This window comes from Klebsiella sp. PK01 (assembly GCF_057624675.1).
In genome coordinates this window covers 724,538-749,447 of record NZ_JBYEZM010000001.1, presented here as the reverse complement: position 1 = coordinate 749,447, position 24,910 = coordinate 724,538, and the positions used below count along the sequence as shown (strand labels likewise).

General features: G+C 56.7%; 19 protein-coding genes. 6 read left to right on the top strand and 13 right to left on the bottom strand.

What is annotated here, in order from left to right; genetic code table 11:
- The first annotated feature begins 40 nt into the window (after positions 1-40).
- Positions 41-499: a (2Fe-2S)-binding protein gene (locus AC22LX_RS03630; protein WP_045397656.1), complete on the top strand. Its 459-nt coding sequence runs from the start codon at positions 41-43 to the stop codon at positions 497-499.
- Between the two features lie 369 nt (positions 500-868).
- Here the strand turns inward: AC22LX_RS03630 and AC22LX_RS03625 are convergent, their stop codons facing one another.
- From AC22LX_RS03625 to AC22LX_RS03605, 5 genes are read right to left on the bottom strand one after another with little or no spacing between them, the layout of a single operon-like run.
- Positions 869-1,366, bottom strand: a complete 498-nt coding sequence (locus AC22LX_RS03625) for a hypothetical protein (RefSeq protein WP_487333751.1) — start codon at positions 1,364-1,366, stop codon at positions 869-871.
- 43 nt (positions 1,367-1,409) lie between these two features.
- Positions 1,410-1,547: a hypothetical protein gene (locus AC22LX_RS03620; protein WP_224107528.1), complete on the bottom strand. Its 138-nt coding sequence runs from the start codon at positions 1,545-1,547 to the stop codon at positions 1,410-1,412.
- Positions 1,548-1,586: 39 nt separating this feature from the next.
- Positions 1,587-3,734 (bottom strand): formate dehydrogenase subunit alpha, encoded by a 2,148-nt coding sequence (gene fdhF / locus AC22LX_RS03615; protein ID WP_487333750.1) that lies wholly within the window; start codon positions 3,732-3,734, stop codon positions 1,587-1,589.
- An 11-nt stretch (positions 3,735-3,745) separates the two neighbouring features.
- The gene (locus AC22LX_RS03610; RefSeq protein ID WP_015366915.1) at positions 3,746-3,874 is read right to left on the bottom strand and encodes a hypothetical protein; all 129 of its coding nucleotides are present in this window, start codon (positions 3,872-3,874) and stop codon (positions 3,746-3,748) included.
- Positions 3,875-3,876: 2 nt separating this feature from the next.
- A complete protein-coding gene (locus AC22LX_RS03605) occupies positions 3,877-5,346 on the bottom strand; it encodes a nucleobase:cation symporter-2 family protein (protein ID WP_015366914.1) in 1,470 nt (489 codons plus the stop codon).
- Positions 5,347-5,878: 532 nt separating this feature from the next.
- On the opposite strand from AC22LX_RS03605, the gene ygfT reads away from it, so the two are divergent.
- Both ygfT and AC22LX_RS03595 read left to right on the top strand, forming a co-directional pair.
- On the top strand, positions 5,879-7,816 hold the full coding sequence (gene ygfT / locus AC22LX_RS03600; RefSeq protein WP_045392547.1) for a formate-dependent uric acid utilization protein YgfT: 1,938 nt from the start codon (positions 5,879-5,881) through the stop codon (positions 7,814-7,816).
- Positions 7,816-8,292: a 4Fe-4S dicluster domain-containing protein gene (locus AC22LX_RS03595; protein ID WP_045392545.1), complete on the top strand. Its 477-nt coding sequence runs from the start codon at positions 7,816-7,818 to the stop codon at positions 8,290-8,292. Before ygfT ends, AC22LX_RS03595 begins: the two co-directional genes overlap by 1 nt.
- Positions 8,293-8,425: 133 nt before the next feature.
- Here the strand turns inward: AC22LX_RS03595 and ssnA are convergent, their stop codons facing one another.
- The 3 genes from ssnA to AC22LX_RS03580 form a co-directional block, all read right to left on the bottom strand.
- Entirely contained in the window at positions 8,426-9,760 is a 1,335-nt protein-coding gene (ssnA, locus tag AC22LX_RS03590; protein WP_045392543.1) for a putative aminohydrolase SsnA, read from the bottom strand.
- Positions 9,757-12,861 (bottom strand): putative selenate reductase subunit YgfK, encoded by a 3,105-nt coding sequence (ygfK, locus tag AC22LX_RS03585; protein WP_045392541.1) that lies wholly within the window; start codon positions 12,859-12,861, stop codon positions 9,757-9,759. The genes ssnA and ygfK overlap by 4 nt, the downstream gene beginning before the upstream one ends.
- A 269-nt stretch (positions 12,862-13,130) precedes the next feature.
- Positions 13,131-13,700, bottom strand: coding sequence for an NTP transferase domain-containing protein (locus tag AC22LX_RS03580; RefSeq protein ID WP_045392539.1), 570 nt, complete (start codon positions 13,698-13,700; stop codon positions 13,131-13,133).
- 34 nt (positions 13,701-13,734) lie between these two features.
- Between AC22LX_RS03580 and yqeC the strand changes: the two genes are divergently transcribed.
- Positions 13,735-14,493: a selenium cofactor biosynthesis protein YqeC gene (yqeC, locus tag AC22LX_RS03575; protein WP_045392537.1), complete on the top strand. Its 759-nt coding sequence runs from the start codon at positions 13,735-13,737 to the stop codon at positions 14,491-14,493.
- Positions 14,494-14,535: 42 nt separating this feature from the next.
- A complete protein-coding gene (yqeB, locus tag AC22LX_RS03570; protein ID WP_047050061.1) occupies positions 14,536-16,161 on the top strand; it encodes a selenium-dependent molybdenum cofactor biosynthesis protein YqeB in 1,626 nt (541 codons plus the stop codon).
- 232 nt (positions 16,162-16,393) lie between these two features.
- Here yqeB and arcC read toward each other — a convergent pair whose 3' ends face one another.
- The 5 genes from arcC to ygeW all read right to left on the bottom strand — a co-directional run bounded on the left by arcC (position 16,394) and on the right by ygeW (position 22,517).
- On the bottom strand, positions 16,394-17,326 hold the full coding sequence (gene arcC, locus AC22LX_RS03565; protein ID WP_045392533.1) for a carbamate kinase: 933 nt from the start codon (positions 17,324-17,326) through the stop codon (positions 16,394-16,396).
- 11 nt (positions 17,327-17,337) lie between these two features.
- On the bottom strand, positions 17,338-18,744 hold the full coding sequence (gene hydA / locus AC22LX_RS03560) for a dihydropyrimidinase (RefSeq protein WP_045392531.1): 1,407 nt from the start codon (positions 18,742-18,744) through the stop codon (positions 17,338-17,340).
- Between the two features lie 51 nt (positions 18,745-18,795).
- Complete coding sequence (locus AC22LX_RS03555) at positions 18,796-20,007, bottom strand: YgeY family selenium metabolism-linked hydrolase (RefSeq protein WP_015705213.1); 1,212 nt, start codon at positions 20,005-20,007, stop codon at positions 18,796-18,798.
- Positions 20,008-20,070: 63 nt separating this feature from the next.
- Positions 20,071-21,270, bottom strand: a complete 1,200-nt coding sequence (gene dpaL, locus AC22LX_RS03550) for a diaminopropionate ammonia-lyase (RefSeq protein ID WP_045392528.1) — start codon at positions 21,268-21,270, stop codon at positions 20,071-20,073.
- Between the two features lie 59 nt (positions 21,271-21,329).
- Positions 21,330-22,517, bottom strand: coding sequence for a knotted carbamoyltransferase YgeW (gene ygeW, locus AC22LX_RS03545; protein ID WP_015366901.1), 1,188 nt, complete (start codon positions 22,515-22,517; stop codon positions 21,330-21,332).
- A gap of 486 nt (positions 22,518-23,003) precedes the next feature.
- Here ygeW and AC22LX_RS03540 point away from each other — a divergent pair, with 486 nt between their 5' ends.
- Positions 23,004-24,782 carry a sigma-54 interaction domain-containing protein gene (locus tag AC22LX_RS03540; RefSeq protein ID WP_045392525.1) on the top strand — a complete coding sequence of 593 codons (1,779 nt, stop codon included), beginning with the start codon at positions 23,004-23,006 and terminating at the stop codon, positions 24,780-24,782.
- Positions 24,783-24,910: the final 128 nt, after the last annotated feature.

The following is a 24,910-nucleotide window of genomic DNA, read 5'->3' as shown; positions in this document are numbered from 1 at the left end:
TTCAATCAGGGCGCCAGAGCGCCCTGTACAGGATAAAGCTATGAGCACAATTAAAGTGAAGGTAAACGGCAAGCTGGTGGAAGCAAAAGTAGAAGGCAATATGCGCCTATTGGATCTGGTGCGGGATACATTGCATCTTACCGCCACCAAAGAGGGATGTTCGATTGGCGAATGCGGCGCCTGCACGGTGCTGATGGACGGTAACGCCGTTTGTTCTTGTCTGGTACTGGCCGAACAGTGTGATGAAGCGGAGATCGAGACCCTGGAAGGGTTAAACGATAATCCGATTACGCAAAAATTACAGGATGCGTTTATTGAGAAGGGCGGCGTGCAGTGCGGGTTCTGTACGCCGGGAGTATTGGTCAGCGCCACCGAGTTGTTAACCAAAGAGCCGCACCCGGACGAAACGCAAATAAAGGATGTATTAGAAGGCAATATGTGCCGCTGTACCGGCTATCAGCCGATTATTGACTCCATTCAACACGCGATTAAATCGTGATCTTGTACCGGGGCTGCTGTTTTGTGCTATTTGGTGGCCGGATAAGGCGCCACCGGGGGAGAATTCCCGGATAGCGGCGCATGGCGCCTTATCCGGGCTACGGTTCGGTAGTCGGTTGGTAGCCCCGGTAAGCGTAAGCGCTACCGGGGAGGGTTCCCGGATAGCGGCGCATGGCGCCTTATCCGGGCTACGGTTCGGTATTCGGTTGGTAGCCCCGGTAAGCGTAAGCGCCGCCGGGGGAGGATTCCCGGATAGCGGCGCACAGCGCCTTATCCGGGCTACGGTTCGGTATTCGGTTGGTAGCCCCGGTAAGCGTAAGCGCCGCCGGGGGAGGATTCCCGGATAGCGGCACATGGCGCCTTATCCGGGCTACGGTTCGGTAGTCGGTCGGTAGCCCCGGTAAGCGTAAGCGCCACCGGGGGAGGGTTCCCGGATAGCGGCGCACAGCGCCTTATCCGGGTTACGGTTCGGTATTCGGTTGGTAGCCCCGGTAAGCGTAAGCGCTACCGGGGAGGGTTCCCGGATAGCGGCGCATGGCGCCTTATCCGGGCGACGGTTCGGTAGTCGGTTGGTAGCCCCGGTAAGCGTAAGCGCTACCGGGGAGGGTTCCCGGATAGCGGCGCATGGCGCCTTATCCGGGCTACGGTTCGGTATTCGGTTGGTAGCCCCGGTAAGCGTAAGCGCCACCGGGGAGGGTTCCCGGATAGCGGCACATGGCGCCTTATCCGGGCTACGGTTCGGTAGTCGGTCGGTAGCCCCGGTAAGCGTAAGCGCCACTGGGGAGGGTTCCCGGATAGCGGCGCATCGCGCCTTATCCGGGCTACGGTTCGGTAGTCGGTCGGTAGCCCCGGTAAGCGTAAGCGCCACTGGGGAGGGTTCCCGGATAGCGGCGCATCGCGCCTTATCCGGGTTACGGTTCGGTATTCGGTTGGTAGCCCCGGTAAGCGTAAGCGCCGCCGGCGGAGGATTCCCGGATAGCGGCGCATGGCGCCTTATCCGGGCTACGGTTCGGTATTCGGTCGGTAGCCCCGGTAAGCGTAAGCGCCACCGGGGGAGGTTCCCGGATATCGGGTATGGCCGTCGAACCTTAACCCATCGCGCTTTCGCGCAGGCGGGCTTTCAGCTTGTTGTACTCGTCGATCACGTACTGCTCCGCCGCGCGCTGATCGGCAATCCGCTCAACGTTAACCGCGCAGTACTTGTACTCCGGCGTTTTGGTTATCGGGCTCAGGTTCTCCGACACCAGCTCGTTACAGGCGCCGATCCACCACTGGTAGGTCATATACACCGCGCCTTTATTCGGCCGATCGCTGACCTGCGCGCGGGTGATGATGCGCCCCTTACGCGAGTTGACCCACACCAGCGCTTCATCCTCGATGCCTAACCGTTCGGCGTCGGCGGTGTTGATTTGCGCATAGCCCGGTTCATCCGCAAGCCTGCTTAAGGCCGCACAGTTACCGGTCATCGAACGGCACGAGTAGTGACCGACTTCGCGCACCGTTGAGAGCACCATCGGGTACTGTTCAGAAAGTTTATCTCCCGGCGCGACCCAGTTGCAGGTGAAAAACTGGGCTTTACCACTCGGCGTAGAGAACGTCTCTTTAAACAGATACGACGTCCCCTGGTCGGTGTCGGACTCATCGCGGCATGGCCACATGACGTAGCCGAGCTCGCCCATTTTCTCATAGGTGGCGCCGTAGAAGTCCGGGCACAGATGCCGCAACTCATCCCAGATCTCCTGGGTGTTGTTGTAGTGCATCGGATAGCCCATCCGGGTGGCGATTTCGCTGATGATCTGCCAGTCGGTTTTCAGGTCCCACTTTGGCTCCACCGCTTTAAAGAAGCGCTGGAAGCCGCGGTCCGCTGCGGTATACACACCTTCGTGCTCGCCCCACGAGGTGGACGGCAGGATGACGTCGGCCGCGGCGGCGGTTTTGGTCATGAAAATATCCTGGACGATAACCAGTTCCAGCTGTTCAAACGCCTTGCGCACCGCGGAAAGCTCGGCATCGGTCTGCAGCGGATCCTCGCCCATAATGTACGCCGCGCGGACTTCGCCGTGTTCGGCGCGGTGCGGCAGCTCGCTGATGCGGTAGCCGGTATGTTCCGGCAGGCTGTCGACGCCCCACGCTCTGGCAAACTTCTCGCGGTTTTCCGGGAACTTAACGTACTGGTAGCCCGGATAGGTATCCGGCAGCGCGCCCATATCGCAGGCGCCCTGAACGTTGTTCTGTCCGCGTACCGGGTTGACGCCGACGCTCGGCTTGCCGAGGTTGCCGGTGAGGATCGCGAGGCTGGTCAGCGACCGCACGGTCTCCACGCCCTGGTAGAACTGGGTGACGCCCATGCCCCACAGGATGGCGGCGGATTTGGCGCTGGCGTACATCCGGGCGCAGGCGCGGATCTCCTGAGCGCTGACGCCGGTTATCTCTTCCACCGACTCCGGCGTGTAGCCTTCGACGATTTTGCGATACTCCTCGAAGCCCTCGGAACGGCTGGCGACGAAGGATTTATCGTACAGATCCTCTTCAATAATAACGTGGCCAATGGCGTTGAGCAGCGCGATATTCGAGCCGTTCTTCAGCGCGATGTGCATGTCGGCGATGCGCGCGGTTTCAATCTTGCGCGGGTCGCAGACGATGATTTTTGCCCCGTTGCGTTTGGCGTTAATGACGTGATTCGCCACGATAGGGTGGGAATCCGCCGGGTTGTAACCGAAGATAAACACCAGATCGGTGTTATCAATCTCCGTGATGGCATTACTCATGGCGCCGTTACCGACCGACTGGTGCAGACCTGCAACCGAAGGGCCGTGTCAGACGCGAGCGCAGCAGTCGACGTTATTGGTACCAATAACGGCGCGCGCGAATTTTTGCATCACGTAGTTGGTTTCATTACCGGTCCCGCGGGAGGAGCCGGTGGTCTGGATCGCGTCCGGGCCATATTTTTCTTTAATGGCGCCAAGGCGGGTGGCGACGTAATCGAGCGCCTCGTCCCAGGAGACGGCTTCCAGTTTGCCGCCACGCTTACGACGGATCATGGGGGTTTTGAGACGCGGGGTCAGGATCTGGGTATCGTTAATGAAGTCCCAGCCATAATAGCCTTTCAGACACAGGGTTCCCTGATTGTTTTTCCCCATGGCCGCTTCGGCGCCGACGACCATGCCGTCGTCCACCACCAGCCGCAGCTTACAGCCAGCGGCGCAGTAGGGACAGACGGTGGTTACTTTTTCCATCGTGTGACTCCTTAAAAATAGTACGGCAACAGATAGATAAAACGGCTGTTAATTCCGAGGGTAATGGCGTCCTGGATGGCGGGAACCGCCATCAGGGCCATCATCAACAGTGCAAAAAGCAGACGTTGCGACATAGACATAATCACTCCTGGCCGTCAGCGGCGGTTTGACCTTTCTGTACCTTGCGCAGCAGCAGCCACATGCGTACCGTACGCACGGCCATGTTGCGGGCAGCCGCGCTCGGCGGCGCCGGGTCCGGTTCCGGGACATCGTGAGAAATACGGAACGGCACGCTGCCGTTCAGCGTCAGGTTGGCGACAATCGCCGTCAGGGTGCCGATAGTGATGCCGCTATGCAGAAACAGCTGCATCATCGGCGGGAACTGGGTAAACAGATTCGGCACCAGTACCGGCATCATGCCGAGACCAAGGGTGAGCGCGACGACCATCCCATTGTTATTGTTGCGATAGTTGACCTGGCCGAGAGTACGAATACCGGAAACGGCAACCATGCCGAACATAACGATACCGGCGCCGCCGAGGATCGGTTTCGGAATCAGTACCACCAGCGCCGCCATTTTGGCGAAAATGCCCATTAGCATCAGAATGACGCCCGAGACCGACACCACGAAGCGGCTGCGTACGCCGGTCAGACCAATCAGGCCGACGTTCTGCGCGAAGGCCGCGTAGGGAAACAGGTTGAAGAAGCCGCAGATCGTCGTCGCCAGTCCGCAGGTATTCAGGCCGTTACGCAGCATGCTGGCCGTGACCTGTTTACCGACGATATCGCCGGTCGCCATGATGGACGACATGGTTTCGACCATCACCACCACCATGACCATCGACAGCAGGGCGACCGGCACGATATGAAACTCAGGCCGGGCGAACTGCATCACCTGTGGCAGATGCAGCCAAGGCGTAGCGTTGACGAGGTTAAAATCCAGCGGCTTGAAGAAGCTCCATAAAATAGTGCCGATCACCAGCCCGATCAGCACCGAGGTGTTCTTGACCACGCCGGTGGCGAAGGTATAAAGGTTAAGAATAATGACCAGCGTGATGGCCGCCATCAGCAGCGAGAAGAGATCGCCGAAACCGGCCATCTCGCTGCTGCCGCCGCCAATCCATCCTCCCGCGACCGGCATAATAGAGAGGCCGATCAGCGTCACAATGCCACCCATCACCACCTTCGGAAAGAAGCGAATGAGACGGCTAATCCACGGCGCGCAGCAGAGGATAAAAATGCCGGAGACGATAACCGAGCCGGAGATCGCCCCGATACCGTACTCTTTGCCGATAAGCACCATCGGGATCAGCGCGGCGAAAGTACAGCCCTGGATCAGCGGTAAGCGGCAGCCCAACCACTGCTTGATGCCCATCGATTGCACGATGGTTGCGGCGCCGCAAATAAACAAATCGGCGCTGATTAATAAAATAATATGCTCCGCAGGCAAACCGACCGCGTTACCCACCACCAGCGGTACCGCCACCGCTCCGGCGTACATCACCAGCACGTGCTGCAATCCATAGAGAATCATTTGCGTAATTGGCAGGACCTCATCGACCGGCGCGACAGTCGCCGTATTGCGTGAGGCCGGAATGGCAAAATCTTTCATGAAGTAGTTGTCTCCTTTACGACTTCTTCCCGTGCCTAACTGAAAGGGCAGAAGTTACGATTCGAAGGCCATTGCCTCCCTCTGCTGATGATGTTCACCAGCGTATAACGCGCACGGAGTTGCTTATGCGTTAGGAGGGTTATGCGTAAGCTGTGCCAAAAATGAGCGAAGCGGTAGTGGAAGAATATATTTGTGAAATCAATCACGGGTTGGCATGTTTATTTCTTGCAGGCCCGTTTAACGCTGCGAGCGGGCATCAGAAATAAAAATGGCGAATATCAGTTTGAGATATATGCCGTCTCATTTTGGTAGGCGAAATAAGCGCTAAGAAGGTAAAAATGATAAAAAGGCAGGACGGGCTTGAGATGCCATCCCAGTGATTTGATGAGCTTTTATTTATTCGAGAGTGACAGGAGAGTAATAATTTGAGCTGACTCGCAAAAATGAATGGCAGCAGAAGGTGAGCGCCCAATATCGCCCGAATATTGCAATCCATCCCTGAGACTATTCCAGAAGAATAAAAGGGAAGCAAATGAATCGATTTATTGTGGCCGATGTTGCGAACTGTATTGGATGTCATGCCTGCGAAGTAGCCTGCGTCACGGCGCATCATCAGGATGCCTGGCCGGCACAGCGCAGCGCCTTTGTTCCGCGCATCCATGTTGTCTTCCACCGGAATGCCAGTACTGCGACCACTTGCCACCATTGCAACGACGCGCCTTGCGTCACCTCCTGCCCGACTCAGGCGCTGTATGTCGCCAACGACAGCATCCAGTTTACCCAGTCCGAGTGTATCGGTTGCAAAAACTGCGTCGTCGCTTGCCCATTTGGCGCAATCGAGATGGTCGCCAGCGGGGAAGATGGCCCGCAGCTGGCGCAAAAATGCGATCTTTGTCGCGAGCGCCCCTCCGCAGAACAGGCCTGCGTGGCCAGTTGCCCGACACAGGCGCTGCGCGTAATGGACGAGAGCGCGCTCCAGCGGTTACAGCGGGAAAGACAAATCCGCTCCGCCCAAGGGCAGCCGCTGGCCGAGCGTCGTGGTGCAAGGCGCGAAGCAATCCTGGATAAAGCGCCGCGGGTGGGGGCGAAGAAGCTTGCCGCGGAGGAGCGAAAAGCGCATTTTGCCGAGATCTACCAGCGCCTTAGCGAATGTGATGCCGAATATGAAAGCGAGCGTTGCCTGTACTGCGCGCAAAAAGCCTGGTGCAACTGGACCTGCCCGTTACACAACCATATTCCCGATTTCATCCGACTGGTGCGTGAAGGCAAAATTATTGAGGCCGCAGAACTCTGTCATCAAAGTAGTTCACTGCCGGAAATTTGCGGCAGGGTCTGCCCACAGGACAGGCTATGTGAGGGCGCCTGTACGCTGAAAAACGAAGGCGGCGCGGTGGCGGTTGGCAATCTGGAACGCTATATCACCGATACCGCGCTGGCGATGGGCTGGCGGCCAACCACAGGCGAGGTTGCGCCGCGTCGGGAACGCGTGGCTATTATCGGCGCCGGACCGGCGGGACTGGGCTGCGCGGATATTCTCGCGCGCGCCGGGGTACAGGTTGATGTTTTTGATAAACATCCTGAAATTGGCGGGCTGCTGACTTTCGGCATTCCGTCTTTCAAGCTGGAAAAAACGGTAATGGCGCTGCGGCGTGAGATCTTCAGCGATATGGGGATTCGTTTCCATCTCAATCAGGAAGTGGGGCGCGACGTGGCCTTCAGCGACCTGGTTGCTAACTATGACGCGGTCTTTTTAGGCGTCGGCACCTATGGGCTGATGGGCGCTGGTCTTGATGGCGAAGATGCGCCGGGTGTTATTCAGGCGCTGCCGTTCCTGATTGCCAATACCCGTGAGGTGATGGGGCTTGAAGAGAGCGCCGAATATCCGCTAACCGACATTAAGGGTAAGCGGGTGGTGGTGCTGGGCGGTGGCGATACGGCGATGGACTGTCTGCGCACCGCGGTGCGTCGCGGAGCCGAGAGCGTGACCTGCGCCTATCGTCGCGATGAGTTAAGCATGCCGGGCTCGAAAAAAGAGGTGGTGAACGCGCGGGAGGAGGGCGTGGCGTTTCAGTTTAACGTTCAGCCGCAATATATCCTGCGTAACCGTAAAGGCCAGGTCAGCGCCGTCGGGATGATCCGTACCGAAATGGGTGAACCAGGACCGGATGGCCGCCGCCGCCCGCGGCCAATTGCCGGTTCAGAATTCGAACTCCCGGCCGATGTGCTGGTGCTGGCGTTTGGTTTCCAGGCCCATGACATGCCGTGGCTGCGGGGGCACGGCATCAAACTTGACCGCTGGGGGCAGATTGTGACGGGCGGCAAAGGTCGCGGCACCACGCAGACCAGCCATGACAAAATCTATGCCGGCGGCGATGCGGTGCATGGCGCCGATCTGGTGGTGACGGCAATGGTTGCCGGGCGCCAGGCCGCAAGCGAAATGCTGGCGCGATTTGACCATAAGGAGCGGTGATGACCCATTTTATTCTTGCCAGTTCACAGGCCTGTATCGGCTGTCGTACCTGCGAAGTCGCCTGCGCACTGGAGCATGTGGCGGAAGGGGCGGAATTTCATCCGCGATTGAAGGTGATGCGACTCGACACGTTGAGCGTGCCGGTGATGTGCCATCAGTGTGAGAACGCGCCATGCGTTGGGGTCTGTCCGACCGGCGCATTGGCGATGGGCGCCGAACGGGTCGAGGCCGATGCCGAGCGCTGCATAGGCTGCCAGAGCTGTGTCGTCGCCTGCCCATTTGGCGCGATTACTATCGAGACATCGGCGGCGCATCCGCCGGTTATCGTGAAGTGCGATCTCTGCGAGCAGCGAGATGGCGGCCCGGCCTGCGTGTCGGTATGCCCAACGGCGGCAATATCGCTGATGACCGGTGAGGCGCTGGCGGCGCTGCAGAAACAGAGAACGATCGCCAGCGCCAGCTTGTTGAGTTTATAGGAGAGTCCCGGATGGCGACGCGCCGCGTCTTATCCGGGCTACCCGAACGATGTTTCTGCGCTATTTATAGCCCCGCTAGAAGCCAAAAAATAAACCCGGTACAGCGACCGGGTTTTGTTTTTGCGTGATGGGATTACGGCAATGCATCCATCCGCTGCCACATCTTCTTCGCCACCTTCCGCGCTTCGGCGAAAATCGTATCGCAATCAATAGCGAACTGCCGATCCTCATAGACCATGACACCATTCACCATCACGCTATGTACGTGGCTGGCCCCCATACCGAAGGCGATGTGCCCGGCGAGATTAGCCGCCAGCAGCGGCGTCGGCGGAATATAATCGCTGATGGTTAAATCCGCCTTATAGCCTGCCTCAATACGGCCGAAACGGTCGTTAAAGTTGCGGCTAAGCAGCGTGTTGCCGTTGCTTAATGCCCGCGCAAAGCTATCCGGCCACAACGGCCCGCCGGCATCACGGTGTTTAAAGAAGGCGAACTTGAGCTCTTCAAACATATCGGAGCCGATACCGTCGGTGCCCAGCGCCAGGTTGCGAAATGCCGTCAGCTGCTGGTTATAGCCAACATGGTTGTTCATGTTAGAGCGGGCGTTATGGACAAGAAAACCATCGTGCGCGTTCAGTAGTTCAATATCCGCGTCCGACAGATACAGCCCGTGAGCCACCAGCGTTTTACTATCGATGAGATCGAACTCCGCCAGGCGTACCAGCAGATCTTTACCGTAGTGATGGTGGCTGTGGGAAACGTCGTAACGGTCTTCCGCCATATGAATATGCAGGCCGCGCCCGGTTGCTTTTAATGCTTCGCGAAGCATCAAAAGCCCCTCGTTAGGAACCGTAAACGGCGCATGGGCGCCGATATGCGCTTCTACCAGATAGGGTTCGTCGCCGTTTTCCCGCGCCCGATCGATTTCGTGGGCAAAACGGATATTTTCCTCCACGCTTGCCTGAAGTTCCTGCAGGCCGCCGTTACGGTCGGTGGTTTCAAAACAGGTCATGCCGCGCAGGCCGACCTTGATGAAAGCGTTACGTAACTGACTTAATGATCCAGCGATATAGTTCGGCGACGCGCTGTGGTCAATGACGGCGGTGCAGCCGCTGCGAATGGCCTCCAGCGAACAGATAAGCCCGCTGTAGTATAAGGACTCCTCATCCAGCGCGCGGTCCAGGCGCCACCACAGGTTTTTCAGCGTGGAGATAAAATCGGGACTCGGCGCAATATTGGCCTGAATTCCGCGCGACAGTCCGGAATAAAAATGGTTATGCGAGCAGACCATTCCCGGCATCACCAGCCGGCCGCGCATTTCTTTGATACGCGCCTGCGGATAACGCTGGCTCAGGTTCGCGCCTGTTTCGATAATTCTGTCATTTTCGATTATGATATCGACACCTTCTTCCACTTTTGCCGGGTGAAGCTGGGCAAGGGTGGCATTTTTAAGCACTAAGATACTCATACTTCGACGGCTCCCAGCAAATAGTGGTGATGTTGATGGACGTGGCTGATGATGCGGCACATGGCATCCAGTTGCGGCGGTACTTCAGCGAACTGACCCTGAGTATCGATTTCCAGTTGCCAGATCAGGCCATCCTGGCGGACATGAACCCGCTGCTGTTCCACGAGGAAACCCGGATTGCTGCTGTTGTTGAAATCCTGTTCGAGGCTAAAAACGGTGACTTTGTCCTTATAAGGTTTGCCTTGCCATGGGCAGAACTGCGCGCAGTTGCCGCATTCGTTGCAGTACGCGTCGAGGTGCAGCGTCTGGAAGCGGTTGTCGAACCCCGGCACCGCGATTGAGACGTTGGCGCGGTTCGGGCAAACATCAACGCACTTGCTGCAGACGTAATTACATTCGAGGCAACGCTCCGCCTCCTGCGCGACAAAGGCATCGCGGTCGTCTTTATCAACCTGAGCGATAGCAATGGTTCCTTTGCGGCGGTAGATATCCGCGGGATCGACGTTATTCCACTGTTTATCGCCGAAGTGGCTGCGGATATTCTCGCGCTTCAGGATCGCATCGCTGGCGCGACGGGCGTTGCCTATCGCCGAGACGATCGAAGAAGGGCCATGCTGTACATCGCCAATCAGGAAGACGTTAGCCAGACGGCTTTCGCCATCAGCATTGACCTCAGGCCAGCCGTGGTCGTTGAGCGGGATCCCCATCGCCGCCAGCGCTTCGCCATCCTGCTGTTCGCCGATAGCGGTAATCAGCGTATCGACCTGCAGCGTCCAGGTTTCATCGGTGGGCAATGGGCGACGTCGACCCTGTTCATCAGGTTCGCCGAGGGCCATGGCGCGAACGGTCAGCGTGCCGTCAGCGGCGAAGTGCTCCGGGTTACTGAGGAAGCGGAACGTAACGCCATCCTGAAGGGCTTCTTCGTACTCCTCGCGCCATGCTGGCATCTCCTGCTGCGAGCGGCGATAAATCACCGTCGCTTTCTCAACGCCGGGGATGTGCAGCGCCGCGCGGGCGCAGTCCATTGCAGTATTGCCCGCGCCGACAATGGCCACGTGTTTACCCACGTTCAGGCGATCGCCGCGGTTGAACGCGCGCAGGAAGTTGAGCGATTTATGAATATTCGTGTTGTCGCCGCCAAGCTTCACGCCGCTGTTTTTGTCGGTACCAGTGCCGACCAGTACATAGCGATAACCCTCCTGACGGAGTTTTTCGACGGTGAGATGCGGGTCGCAGCCGTAGACAATATTGACGCCGTGATTAACAACGAACTCGATATCCTGCTGGATAAGTTCCGCGGGAATGCGGAAATGCGGAATGATGTTTTTTACCACTCCGCCAGCGTTAGCTTCGCGCTCAAATAGCGTGACCGGGTGGCCGGCGCGGGCGAGGAAGTAACCCGCCGCCAGCCCCGCCGGGCCTGCGCCAATCACCGCCACCGGGTTACGGCTACCGGAACCAGCCGGTTTATGCCAGCGGCGTTGGTATTCCGGCCAGCCTTTCTCAAGGGCGATTTTTTTCAGCTCGCGGATATTTAACGCGCTGTCATAATCAAGACGCGTACAGTTGTACTGGCACTGGTGATCGCAGATATGGCCGGTGATCGCCGGCAACGCGTTACGTTGATAGATAAGCTCCAGCGCATCGGCATAGCGCTGCTCGCCCATCAGGCGAATGTATTCCGGAATATCCTGTTTGATGGCGCAGGCGCTGACGCAAGGGGCGACGTAGCAGTCGGTTAACGGCAGCGGCTCGCCAACGTCGATGCGATCGTCCGGCTTCCAGTGTTTTTGCGTGTACTCCATGCTCACCGCTTTTTCCGCCAGCGCGTTCAGGCGCTTGACGTCGACCTGATTCATTTCCCAGCCATCGGCCTGTTCCAGCTCGCGCATGCACTGGCTAAGACGCAGGTAACCACCGGGTTTTAGCAGATCGGTCGCCATGGTAATGGGGCGGATCCCGGTTTCAAAGATATCGCGGATATTGAGCTGGCTGGCGCCGCCGGAGTAGGAGATCGGGAGTTTGCCGTCGAATTCACGCGATAGCAGCGCCGCAACGTTGATGGAGAGGGGGAACAGGGCGCGGCCGGACATATACATCTCATCGCCGGGCAGCGCGCCTTTATTGTTGACCGTGCCGAGGGTGTTGGTTAGCTTCACGCCGAAGCCGAGTTGTTTACTTTTCGCTAACGCCATCAGACGCGTCAACATTTCCAGCGCCTGGCCGATTTTAAGATCGTGTTCAAAAGATTCTTCATTCAGACCGATATAGTCAAAGCCGCAGGTGTCGAGAATTTCGCGTACCCGCGGGTAGCCCAACAGCGTCGGATTGAGCTTCACGAAGGTGTTGAGCTGCTTCTCTTCCAGCATATAGCGGCAGATGGCTTCGATTTCATCCGGCGGGCAACCATGCATGGTAGAGAGAGTAACCCCTTGTACCAGTTTTGCCGGAATGCGTTCCGCGAGCGTCGCCAGCCGCGGGCGGATATCATCCAGCGACAGGCGGGCAAGGAAGGCGTCATCATGCAGCCAGCGGTTCAGCGTGTCGCGGTACTGGGTAAATTTCGGCTGCCCGGCGGCGTTCATCATATTATCGATAAACTGCTGCATCGGCGGTTGTTTGATGCCTTCCAGGTTATAGCCGACGCTCATATTGAAAATAAATGACTTGCCGTTTTGCGCCGGCGTGAACGGGAAAATCTCTTCCAGCAGATGCAGAATAAACCATGCTTTAAGGTATTCATCCCACGCTTTTTGCAGCGTGAATTCCGTAGACCATTCGGTATTGAAGCATTCGTCTTCAGCGTCGATACAGGGTTTTTCAAGCTCAAGGCGGTCGAGGATCTGTACGGTTTTCAACTCGATAAACCGCCCGCCGGTGAGCCAGGCGGTGATGATATTCTGCGCCAGTTGGGTATGCGGGCCGGCGGCCGGGCCGATTGGGGTGGCGCAGCTTTCGCCGAAGACGCTTACCCGGCGTTGGTTGGTGGGCGAATAGAACTGCTGCTCAGGAATACCAAAAATGGAATGGTGTTGTTGATACTCATCGAAAATGCGCGTCAATAATTCCTCAAACGGGACGGGACGCATGATATCCCCCATAACCCTCTCCTTTATCTGTGCAATCAAATTTGCCGGTTAGTGGTGCTTATTCCGACGGATAGTTAAGGAAGAGCAACAATCGAACCAGTTATTAAAGGCAGAAGGTTTGAATAATTAAAAATGTGAGACAGATCTAAAGAACGCCTGGCTTTGTGAATAGGCTCACGCTATGGTAATGAGAATTAAAATCACTCTATATTTTTATCCGCCGGGATTTCTCAAAATAAACGGCGAAATATCACAATGATAATTTCCCGACAAAGGCATTATTAATCCTGGTTTTGCAGGCGAATAAAATCAGCAGGGGTATCGATATCCCAGACCATCTGCGGAAAATCTAACTCCAGACAGCGATGGCGGCTCTGTAATAACCGTTTGCGCATTGAGCCGGGTCCATCGTGAGTGATAAGTTGGCACAACTGCGTGCCGGCAATAAGGATTGGATGACCCGGTACGCCTTGATATTGCGGAAGAAGCGCGCTGTCGCCCCGTTGTTGCCACAGCCGCTGGAAAAGCGCAGTCGGCAGGCAGGGTAAATCGCCGAGGGTGATAAAACAGTAGTTGTTTCGCACCTGGCTTGCGCCGGCGCAAACAGAAGTAAACAGACCCTGCTGATAGTTGGGATTATAAACCAGGGTTATTTTCGGATGCGCCGAATAGCGTTGATGTAACTCCTCTGCGCGAAAACCGCTCACCAGAATAATACGCGAGCAGAATTGCAGGGCGTTTTTTATACTTGCATCAAGTATTGTCGTTCCGCGCCAGGGTAACATCATTTTCCACTGTCCCATCCGGGAGGACAATCCGGCGGCGGTAATAATACAATCGACCTGTTTCATACTCCTCCCTGAATAATGGAATCCTGTCCAGCGCATGGAAAATATACCGCATCTGCAATCGCTGTTTTGTGATTTAGGCGTAAATGATGGTCCGCTGCTGATTTCCGCCGTCGGCGCGGGAGGTAAAACCAGTACCTTAATGTGGCTGGCGCAGCGTTTTCGTGAGGCTGGCCGGCGAGTTCTGCTCACCACGACCACCCACATGTATCTTCCGACAACCCTACCTGTGCTGATTTGCCGCGATCCGCTGGCGCTGCCTGACGAGGTTTGGCTGCGGCCGCTACAGGCCTGCTACGCCTCATGGCTCGCCCCTGCGGGTAAAGTTCGTGGGTTTAGCCCGCAACAGCTTGATGCGCTGGTTGCCGCAGGTTGCGTGGACGTGGTGCTGGTAGAAGCTGACGGGGCTCACGGTTTCGCCTTAAAAGCGCCAGCTGAGCACGAACCTTGCATACCTCAATCCTGTTGCTGCGTTATTGCCGTCATGGGGGCCTGGAGGCTCGGGCAAAACGTTGGGCCAGCGACCGTTCATCGCTGGCCCCTTTTTTCCCGGATAACCGGCGCGGCGCCGGATACAGCGCTGAGGTGGCCGATGCTGCATCGCTTGATAGCGCATCCGCAGGGAGCGTTTAAAGGCGTTCCGCCCGCCAGTCGCCGGATCCTGCTGCTGAATCAGCTTTCTCAAAATGAGAATTTACCGGAGGAGGCGCTGTTGCAGCAGTGGGGGATTAACGCACTGTGGGCGGGAGCAGTACAAGAGCAACCCGCGATAACGCGGCGACGAACAACAGAGTGACGCCCCGGCTTGGGCGCATGGCGGATATCCATTGAGGTTGTTATGAATATTTTCTCTGAAGCGGCAAAACTCGAAGCACAGAATCGCCCGTTTGCCCTGGCGCAGATTGTCGATAGCCGCGGCTCAACGCCGCGCCATTCGGCGCAGATGTTAATCCGTGAAGATGGTTCGATAGTCGGCACCATCGGCGGCGGCATGGTTGAGCGTAAAGTGATTGAACAGGCGCTGGAAGCGCTCAGCGAAAAAGCGTCGCGCATGTTTCATGGGCGGATGGCGCGCAGCGGCAGCGATGCGGTCGGCTCCGATTGCGGTGGGGCGATGTCGGTCTATATTAGCGTACATGGCCTGCGCCCGCGGCTGGTGCTGATCGGCGCCGGGCACGTTAACCGCGCGGTGGCGCAAAGCGCGGCGCTGCTGGGTTTTGAGGTGGCGGTGGCCGATATCTATTCTGAAAGCCTGAACCCCGACTATTTTCCGCCGACAACGCAGTTGCTGCATGCTGAAACCTTCAGCGAGGCAGTGGATTCCCTGGCGATCCGCGGTGATGACTTTGTGTTAATCGCCACCAATAACCAGGATCGTGAAGCGCTGGATAAACTGATTGAACGACCGGTCGCCTGGCTTGGGCTGCTGGCCAGCCGCCGTAAAGTCCAGGTATTTTTACGCCAGCTGCGGGAAAACGGCGTTGCCGCAGAACATATTGCCCGCCTGCACGCGCCGGTTGGCTATAACATTGGCGCCGAAACGCCGCATGAGATAGCAATTAGCATTCTGGCGGAAATCCTGCAGGTAAAAAATCGCGCGCCCGGCGGCCTGCTGATGGCGGCTGCCACGCCTGCGCAGCAGCAGTTGGTCGCTATTCGCGGCGCCGGCGATATCGCCAGCGGCGTGGCACTGCGCCTGTGGCATGCGGGGTTCAAAGTGGTGATGCTGGAAGTGGCGAAGCCGACGGTTATCCGCCGCAGCGTCGCTTTTGCCCAGGCAGTCTTCGACGGTGAAATGACGGTAGAAGGGGTGATGGCGAAGCGGGTGTCATCCGCTCAGGAGGCCATCCAGGTGATTGAGAATGGCGTGATTCCGGTATTGGTGGATCCGCTGTGCGAATCGCTGACTGAACTGCGTCCTGTCTGCGTCGTGGATGCCATTCTGGCGAAAGAGAATTTTGGTACGCAACGAGAAATGGCGCCGGCGGTAATTGCGCTGGGCCCGGGTTTTTGCGCTGGCGTGGATTGTCATGCGGTGATTGAAACCAATCGCGGCCATTGGCTGGGGCAGGTGATTTACGATGGCAAAGCGCAGGAGAACACCGGGGTTCCTGGTAATATTCTTGGGCATACCTCACGACGGGTGATCCGCGCCCCGGGTGCCGGGGTGATGCATGCGAAGGTGGCGCTGGGGGATATCGTTAATGAAGGCGATATCATCGCCACTATCGGCGAGGCCGAGATTATTGCGCCATTAAGCGGTATGGTGCGTGGTTTGCTCAGCGATGGGTTAGTGGTCGATAGCGGCTTTAAAATTGGCGATATCGACCCGCGCGGCGCCAGCGCCGATTTTACCAGCGTCTCCGATAAGGCGCGCGCCATCGGCGGCGGGGTGCTTGAGGCGCTGATGACGCTGATGAATAAAAGAGTAAAAGAGAAGAGTGAGTTATTGTCGGTGGCGTAGATAGCGGCACGAAGCCGCTTTTTTGCCGGGTGGCGGCTACGCCTTACCCGGCCTACCGTTCGTGCGACCGGCCTTTAATTTATTCACTGCGCTGGATGAAGCCGGTGTTGATGGCCTCAAAATCCCCGGTGGCGCTACCGCTTACCGGGGCTACAGAACTGTGCAGTCTGGTAGCCCGGATAAGGCGCAACGCGCCGCCTCCGGGAAAACAGTATCTACATTTCGTGCCTTTTTACCCTTCAATAACCGTACCGGTTTTTCCTTCAATTCCTTCTTTGGCTTTATTTAATACGGTGATGAGCGCTTTGCGCCCCGGACGTGAACGGGCGAATGACGCGGCGGCCTCAACTTTCGGCAGCATCGAACCCTTAGCGAAGTGACCCTCACGAATGAACTGTTCAGCATCGCTGAGCGACAGCTTATCCAGCCACTGCTCGTTGGGTTTGCCGAAGTTGATCGCCACTTTCTCGACCGCGGTCAAGATGATCAGCATGTCGGCGTCGATCATCGCCGCCAGTTTAGCGCTGGCCCAGTCTTTATCAATTACCGCGCTGGCGCCGCGCAGATGATTGCCTTCGCGGATTACCGGGATCCCGCCGCCGCCCGCGGTGATCACCACGTGACAGGCATCCATTAGCGCTTTTACCGTCTCTTTCTCAATAATATCGACCGGCTGCGGCGAGGCGACAACCCGGCGATAGCCGCGCCCGGCATCTTCTTTCATGACGTAGCCCTGACGCGTGAGCTGTTCCGCTTCCTGCTCGGTGAAAAAAGAGCCGATAGGTTTGGTCGGATTTTTAAACGCCGGATCGTTGGTGTCGACTTCCACCTGGGTGATGATTGTCGCCACCGGGATATGCATCGATCGCGACAGCAGCTCCTCGCGCAGGGCGTTTTGCAGGTCATATCCGATATAGCCCTGGCTTAGTGCCACGCAGACCGACATGGGCAACATCGGGGTATGGGCCTCGGTTTTGGCTGCGGCTTCGAAAGCAAGGTTAATCATCCCAACCTGCGGGCCGTTGCCGTGGGTCACGACCACCTGGTGGCCATGGGCTATCAGGTCGACAATAGCCTGCGCGGTTTGCTTGACGGCCTGCATTTGCCCGGCCAGATCCTCGCCAAGCGCGTTACCGCCGAGGGCGAGTACAATTTTCTTACTCATGAATGCCTCACTTAAGATGTGGTTCCGCTGACCGGAAGGTGAGCGGTAGAAAAGGGATCGCGGCGTAAAAAACGCCCCTGGCCAGCGCTGCCGGTGAAGGTGCCGTTATCGAAAATAACCCGGCCATGCGATAAGGTCTGGCGAATCGCGCCCTGGCAAATAAAGCCCTCCCAGGGCGAATAGTCGGCGTTGTCATGCAACATCTCATGGCGGATCGTGGTGGTGCGCTGCGGATCGATTATGACGACATCGCCGTCTGCGCCGGGTGCCAATAGTCCTTTTTTCGGCCACAGGCCAAATAGCTTCGCAGGGGTGGCGCTGGTGAGCGCGACGAAACGCTGCGGTGAGATCCGCCCGGTCATGACGCCGTGGGAAAACATGAGCAACAGGCGGTTTTCCACCCCAGGTAGGCCGTTCGGACAGCGGCTGAAATCGCCGCCGGAGAGCTGCTGGCGTTGGGCCATCGAGAAAGCGCAGTGATCGGTCGCCACCACGTCGATCGAGCCATCGGCGATACCGCACCACAGCGCATCATTGTTGCTGGCGTTGCGCAGCGGCGGGCTTAATAAATAGCCCAGCGCGTCTTCGCGTTCATAGCACCGGTCGTCAAGCAGCAGATATTGCGGACAGGTTTCAATCCATACCGGCTGATGCCGCCGCTGGGCGAGACGCAGATAATCCAGCCCCAGGCCGTTGGAGAGATGAACGATATACAGCGGCGCATTGTCGGCGAGCTGGGCGAGGTTGATCATCCGCGCGATGGCCTCCGCTTCACACTCCAGCGGGCGGCTAAGGGCGTGGTAGCGCGGCGCGGTTTTGCCGGCCGCCAGAAATTCGGCCCGTTTACGGGCGATAGCGGCGTCGTTTTCCGGATGAACGGTGGTTAGCGCGCCGGCGCGGTGGAGATGGCGCATCGCCTGAAGCACTTCGTCATCGTTCAACTTATACTGGTAGGTCAGGTAGAGCTTGAAGCTGCTAATTCCGGCTTCCACCATCATCGGGATTTCATCGAGGATGGCATGGTTGATATGCTGGATAACGCCGTGAAAACTGTAGTCGATCACCGCTTTGTAGGCGGCATATCCGTGATAGGCCTCTAGCTGGTGACGAAGCCGGCAGCCGGCGGGGCCGAAGCCCATATGGTCGACGATAGTGGTGGTACCGCCGCAGGCGGCGGCGCGGGTGCCGGTGAAGAAATCATCGCAGCTGCGGGCGTGCCCGGTATCGATATTAAAGTGAGTATGAACGTCAATGCCGCCGGGCATGACGTAGCAACCTGCGGCATCGATAGTCTGGCAAGGTTCGGTCGGGGTTATCCGTTCGGCGAGCTGGCTGACCAGGCCGTTTTCAATCAGCAGATCCTGTTTTGCCTGGCCGTCGGCGTTGACCACGATGCCGTTTTTAATCAGTACGCGCATAAAAACTCCAGACTCCCGCCGACGCGCGGCGGGAGGAATAACCGTACGAACTTACTCCGTTGCCAGCCAGCTCAGCGGGATTGCGGCGTACATCGCGGCGCAGGTCACCAGATGCTGTTTCCAGGTTTTTTCATTTGGCGCATGGGCTTCCGGCTCTTTACCCGGACCGAAACCGATAACCGGGATGCCGTGACGGCCCATGATGGAAACGCCGTTGGTGGAGAAGGTCCACTTGTCGACCACCGGCGCTTTACCGAACAGCCCTTCATAGGCGTTGCTGAGCGCGCGTACGGTGAAATGATCCTCTTCAACTTTCCAGGTCGGGAAGTAGCATTCCGTTGGATAAACCAGCCCGGTCCATGACGGGCGTTCATAGTTGTACATTGAGACCACGGCGCCAGCCTTCTGCACGGCAGGCAGGGCGCGGATCTCATCCAACGCGCCTTCCCAGGTTTCGCCCCAGGTCAGACGGCGGTCGATAGAGACCGCGCAGCTGTCGGCAACCGCGCAGCGGCTTGGCGAGGTGAAGAAAATTTCTGAAACGGTGAGGGTGCCTTTACCCAGGAATTCATCGTTGCCAAGGTTATGGGACAGCTCCTGCAGCTCGTTAAGAATCGGCCCCATTTTGAAAATGGCATTATCGCCGCGCTCCGGCGCCGAGCCGTGGCAGCTCACCCCCTGAACATCAACGCGAATCTCCATACGCCCGCGCTGACCGCGATAGATTTGGCAATCCGTCGGCTCGGTACTGACCACGAATTCCGGGCGAATGCCGGACTGCTCGATGATGTACTGCCAGCACAGACCGTCGCAATCTTCCTCCTGGACGGTACCGGTCACCAGCAGGGTATATTCATCTTCCAGACCGAGGTCCTTGATGATTTTTCCAGCGTAGACCATCGACGCCATCCCGCCTTCCTGGTCGGACGCGCCGCGCCCGCCGATCAGCTCATCGGTTTCCATCCCCTGATAGGGGTCGAAGGTCCAGTTCTTGATGTTACCGATGCCGACGGTATCGATATGCGCGTCCATGGCGACCAGTCGCGGGCCGTGGCCGATATAGCCCAGCACGTTGCCCATCGGGTCGATCTCGACTTTATCGAAGCCGACTTTTTCCATCTCTTCTTTAATACGATGCACGACGCGTTTTTCGTCACAGCTTTCGCTGGGGATGGCGATCATATCGCGCAGGAAGCGGGTCATATCCTGCTGGTAGTGGTTTGCTTTTTCGACAATCAGTTTGAATGGAATGTGCTTAGCCATGAATTAACTCTCCGGTCCTGATTTCCCGCTTCGCGGGAAGAAAATGTTGAATAAGTTGAACGTTTACTGTGCTGCCGGCAGCTTGCCTTCCCAGACGACCTCGCGGTAATGCTGCACGTCGGTGTCGCCTTCGGTGCTGATGACCAGCACCACGGAGTGGTTATCAAGCCCCAGTTTGTTCATCAGCGCCTGGCGCTGCGGATGGAAGTGGACGGCGGCCAGCGTCCCGAGCCCGACGGCGCCGGATTCCCCGGAGATAACCCGGTGATCATTGCCGACGGGATTACCGAGTACGCGCATACCGAGGGCGGCAACGGCATCCTGGCAGGAGATAAATTGGGTGGCGCAGTTGCGCAGGATTTCCCAGCCCAGCGGGTTAGGTTCGCCGCAGGCCAGTCCGGCCATGATGGTGGCCATGTCGCCGCCGACGTTGACGATGTCGCCTTTTACTCCGGAGCGATAGATGCAGTCCGCCAGTTCAGGTTCGACGATCACCGAGTGCAAATCGCGGGCGCCGAAGACGTCGACCAGATAGCCGAGCACGCCGCCTGCCATCGCGCCGACACCGGCCTGCAGGAAGACGTGGGTAGGGCGAGCAATGCCCATCGCCGCCATCTGTTCTACCGCTTCATCGGCGAGGGTGGCGTAACCTTGCATAATCCAGGTTGGGATTTTGGTGTAACCTTCCCATGCGGTGTCCTGTACCACTTCCCAGCCGTTTTTCTGCGCGGTTTGCATGGTAAAGCGCACGGTATCGTCGTAGTTCATATCGGTAACGATACATTCCGCGCCGAGGCGCAAAATGGCATCCACGCGTTCCTGCGCTGAACCTTTCGGCATGTATACCACCGCGTTTTGCCCTAGCTGCTGGGCGGCCCAGGCGACGCCGCGCCCGTGGTTGCCGTCGGTGGTAGTGGCGAAAGTCATCTTCTCTTTGATGGTGGATTTCAGGGTATCAAACGAGAAGGCGTTAATATCGAGACGGTATTTTTCACACAACAGCTGGGCGATGGCGTAGGCGCCGCCGAGCATTTTGAAGGCGTTGAGGCCAAAGCGCTGGGATTCATCTTTTACCAGGATGTTCTTTACGCCGAACAGCGCCGCCAGTTCCTTCAGGGCATATAGCGGCGTCGGTTGGTAACCGGCGATTTTTTGATGAAAATGACGCGCCTGTTGCGCCTGCTGACGGGAAAACAGCGGCGAGGTTTCACCGGTAAAGAAGCGGTTGTCGGCAATATCCATTTTCAGCGAAAAAGCAGACATATTCTGTCCTTATCCTTCTTTGGAGTCGGGGAAGCCGGCCCGCAGACCGGCTTGCGAGGTTATTTGATGCGTTTTTGCGCGTCCTGCAGCAGTTGCTCCAGCAACTGACCGGGTTTGGCATATTTGCGACAGAGGATCATGGCGGCGATGATGTACGGCTTCCAGCTGGCCTCTTTATAGGTGGCGATACGGTATTTTTCGAACACCGCTTCGGTGACTTCGCCTTCCTCGCAGGAGACGCCGGTAATATCCGCCGGCAGGCAGTGCATATACAGCGCGTCACCGTCTTTGGTGTGCTTCATCATCTCTTCGGTACAGTGCCAGTCTTTGTGATTGGCGTTCTGGGCGAGACAGGCTTTTTCCAATGCTTTCAGCCCGTCATGGTCGTTGGCGCGCAGTAGCTCGGTGCGCTGTTCCATCACTTTGTATGGCGCCCAGGATTTCGGGTAAACGATATCGGCGTCTTTAAAGGCTTCCGCCATATCGGTGACCTGACGGAAGCTGCCACCGGATGCCGCGGCGTTTTTCTTCGCCACTTCGATAACATCCGGGATCAGATCGTAGCCTTCCGGATGGGCGAGGGTGACGTCCATACCGAAGCGGGTCATCAGACCGATGATCCCCTGCGGAACGGAAAGCGGTTTGCCGTAGCTTGGCGAGTAGGCCCAGGTCATGGCAATTTTTTTACCTTTCAGATTTTCCAGCGAGCCGAAGTGTTCACGCAGCCAGGCCAGATCGGCCATCGCCTGCGTCGGATGGTCGATGTCGCACTGCAGGTTTATTAATGCCGGGCGCTGCGGCAGTACGCCCTGTTTGTGGCCGTCATCCAGTGCTTCGCCGACTTCACGCATATAAGCGTTGCCGGCGCCGAGATACATATCGTCGCGGATACCGATGGCGTCAGCGCAGAAGGAGATCATATTGGCGGTTTCACGTACCGTTTCACCGTGGGCGATCTGCGACTTGCCTTCGTCGAGGTCCTGCTGCGCCAGGCCGAGCAGGTTTAACGCCGAGGCATAAGAGAAGCGGGTGCGGGTCGAGTTATCGCGAAAGACCGAAATACCCAGCCCGCTGTTAAAAACTTTGGTAGCGATGTTTTCCGCCCGCAGCGTTTTCAACGCCGCGGCGACATCCAGCACCTGCTTCAGCTCGTCCGGCGATTGCTCCCACGTCAGCAGGAAGTCTTTTTCATGCAGGTTGGAGTTGAGCTTATTGATATCCTTGATCAGTTCGTTAACAGTTTTCATATTTCGATCCTGGTAGTGAATGACGGCTTATTGATTGCTGTGCAGTCGAAATGACATTGATGTAAGTGGCGACGGCCAGCGCTGTATTACCACTAACAATAAGCGTGCCAGTTGTAATTCAGTCGCGGTGCGCGAGCGAAAAAGTCGGGAATTATGAGAGGCGGGTCACGAAAAATGGCTTATAACGGTCAATTGATAGAAATGAAATTCATTCGCCAGTTGTCACGATAAATTTAATTTGATCCATCAGACGAGCGTGGATATCGTTCTGCGACGGTGATTTCGACACCAAAATGATAATTTTGGCCTGTGGATTATCATATTGAGAGGAAAATGTGATACCTCTTCCATATTTTCTTTAAGCCGTAAAAAAGCGCAGGGTTGGCACCTTTTTTCAAGTTGCGCAGCGGTAGTATGATAAACGCAGAATAAAAAGAGTCGATCTTCAGCTTTTCTCTTTCGGCTACTGATATTAAAAGGTCAATTATGATTCCCTCCAATTCTCTATCCGTTTTAATGCAGATTCAGCCAACGATTCAACGTTTTGCCCGCATGCTCTCCAGCGTGTTACAACTCGAGGTCGAGATTGTCGATAATACGCTGTGCCGCGTCGCCGGTACCGGCGCCTACGGTAAATTCCTGGGGCGAAAATTAAATACAGATTCGCGACTTTTACGTTACATAATAGAAACAAAAAAAGAAAAGGTCGTGACTCATTCGCGTTTTGACCCCTTGTGTAAGGGGTGTACCAATAAAGAGAACTGTAAAGAGAAGGCATTTCTGGGCACTCCGGTCATTTATCAGGAACAGTGTGTCGGGGTTATTAGCCTGGTCGCCCTAACTCGCGAGCAGCAGGAGCGCATTAATGACAACCTCCACGAGTTCTCAGATTATGTACGACACGTTTCTTCAATATTTGTCTCCCGCCTGTTAGAAGACCAGGGTGGGGGAGACAATATGCTTAAAATGTTTTCCACCATGATTGAAAACATGGATCAGGGCGTGCTGGTGGTTAGCCAGGATCAAAAAGTTAAATTTGCCAATCAGGCGGCAATGAAAATCCTTGGCGCGAATCACGGTAGTATGATTGGTAAAACTATTCATTTTCGTCCGCTGACGTTTGCGCAAAATTTTATTCGCGGCCACGTTCAGCACGTCATTTCTTTTGATGATAAGAAAGAGCTGATTATCGGTCAGCTGCACGCTATTCAGGATCAATGGCTGTTCTTAATGGCCTTCCATCAGTCGCATTCGTCGGCCGATCTGGCGCCGCCGCAGGATGTCCCGCAGATTGAACAGATGGTTGGCGAATGTCGGCCAATGCGTCAGCTGAAAAAACTGATTACCCGTGTGGCGCCAAGCCCGTCGAGCGTAATGATCGTCGGCGAAAGTGGAACCGGCAAAGAGGTGGTCGCTCGCGCGGTGCATAAGCTCAGCGACAGACAGGCAAAGCCTTTCATCGCCATCAACTGCGCGGCCATCCCCGAGCAGCTACTGGAGAGCGAGCTCTTTGGTTACGTCAAAGGCGCATTTACCGGGGCGTCGGCAAACGGCAAGACCGGGTTGATTCAGGCAGCTAATCACGGCACGCTGTTTCTCGATGAAATCGGCGACATGCCGTTAACCCTGCAGGCTAAGCTGCTGCGGGCGATTGAATCGCGCGAAATTCAGCCGGTGGGGGCGAGCCATCCGGTGCCGGTCGATATCCGCATTATTTCGGCCACTAACCAGAATCTTGAGCAGTTCATTGCCGAAGGCAAATTCCGCGAGGATCTGTTCTATCGGCTTAATGTCATCCCACTGCGCCTGCCGCCGCTGCGCGAGCGTCAGGATGATATCGAATTGCTGATTCACTATTTCCTGCACCTGCACACCCGGCGGCTGGAGCTGGTTTATCCCGGCGTGTCCCCGGAAGTTATCGCCTTACTGAAGAACTACCGTTGGCCGGGCAATATTCGCGAGCTGAGTAACCTGATGGAGTACCTGGTTAACGTGGTTCCCTCCGGTGAGGTGATCGATCTGTCGCTGTTGCCGCCAAATCTTATCAGCAGCGGCAAAGTCAACGAGCGTGAAAGCACCGGGGCGGCGCCAGCCAGCGTTGCGAAAGAAGAAGAGGGGGGAACGGCGCTGGAGGAGATGGAAAAGCAGATGATCCGCGATGCTTTGACGCGTTATAGCAATAAAAAGCAGGCCGCTGATGAACTCGGGATCGGCATTGCGACGCTATATCGTAAAATCAAAAAATATGAACTGGTCGGGGTTTGATAACCCGTATCACTCTGAGAGCAATGTTTATCAAAATCGCCGATCGTTATTGATCTGGCATGCATCACGCGCCGAATACCCGGAAAAGAGAAAATCACTACTGATGATTTTCTCTTTTTTTACAGCTT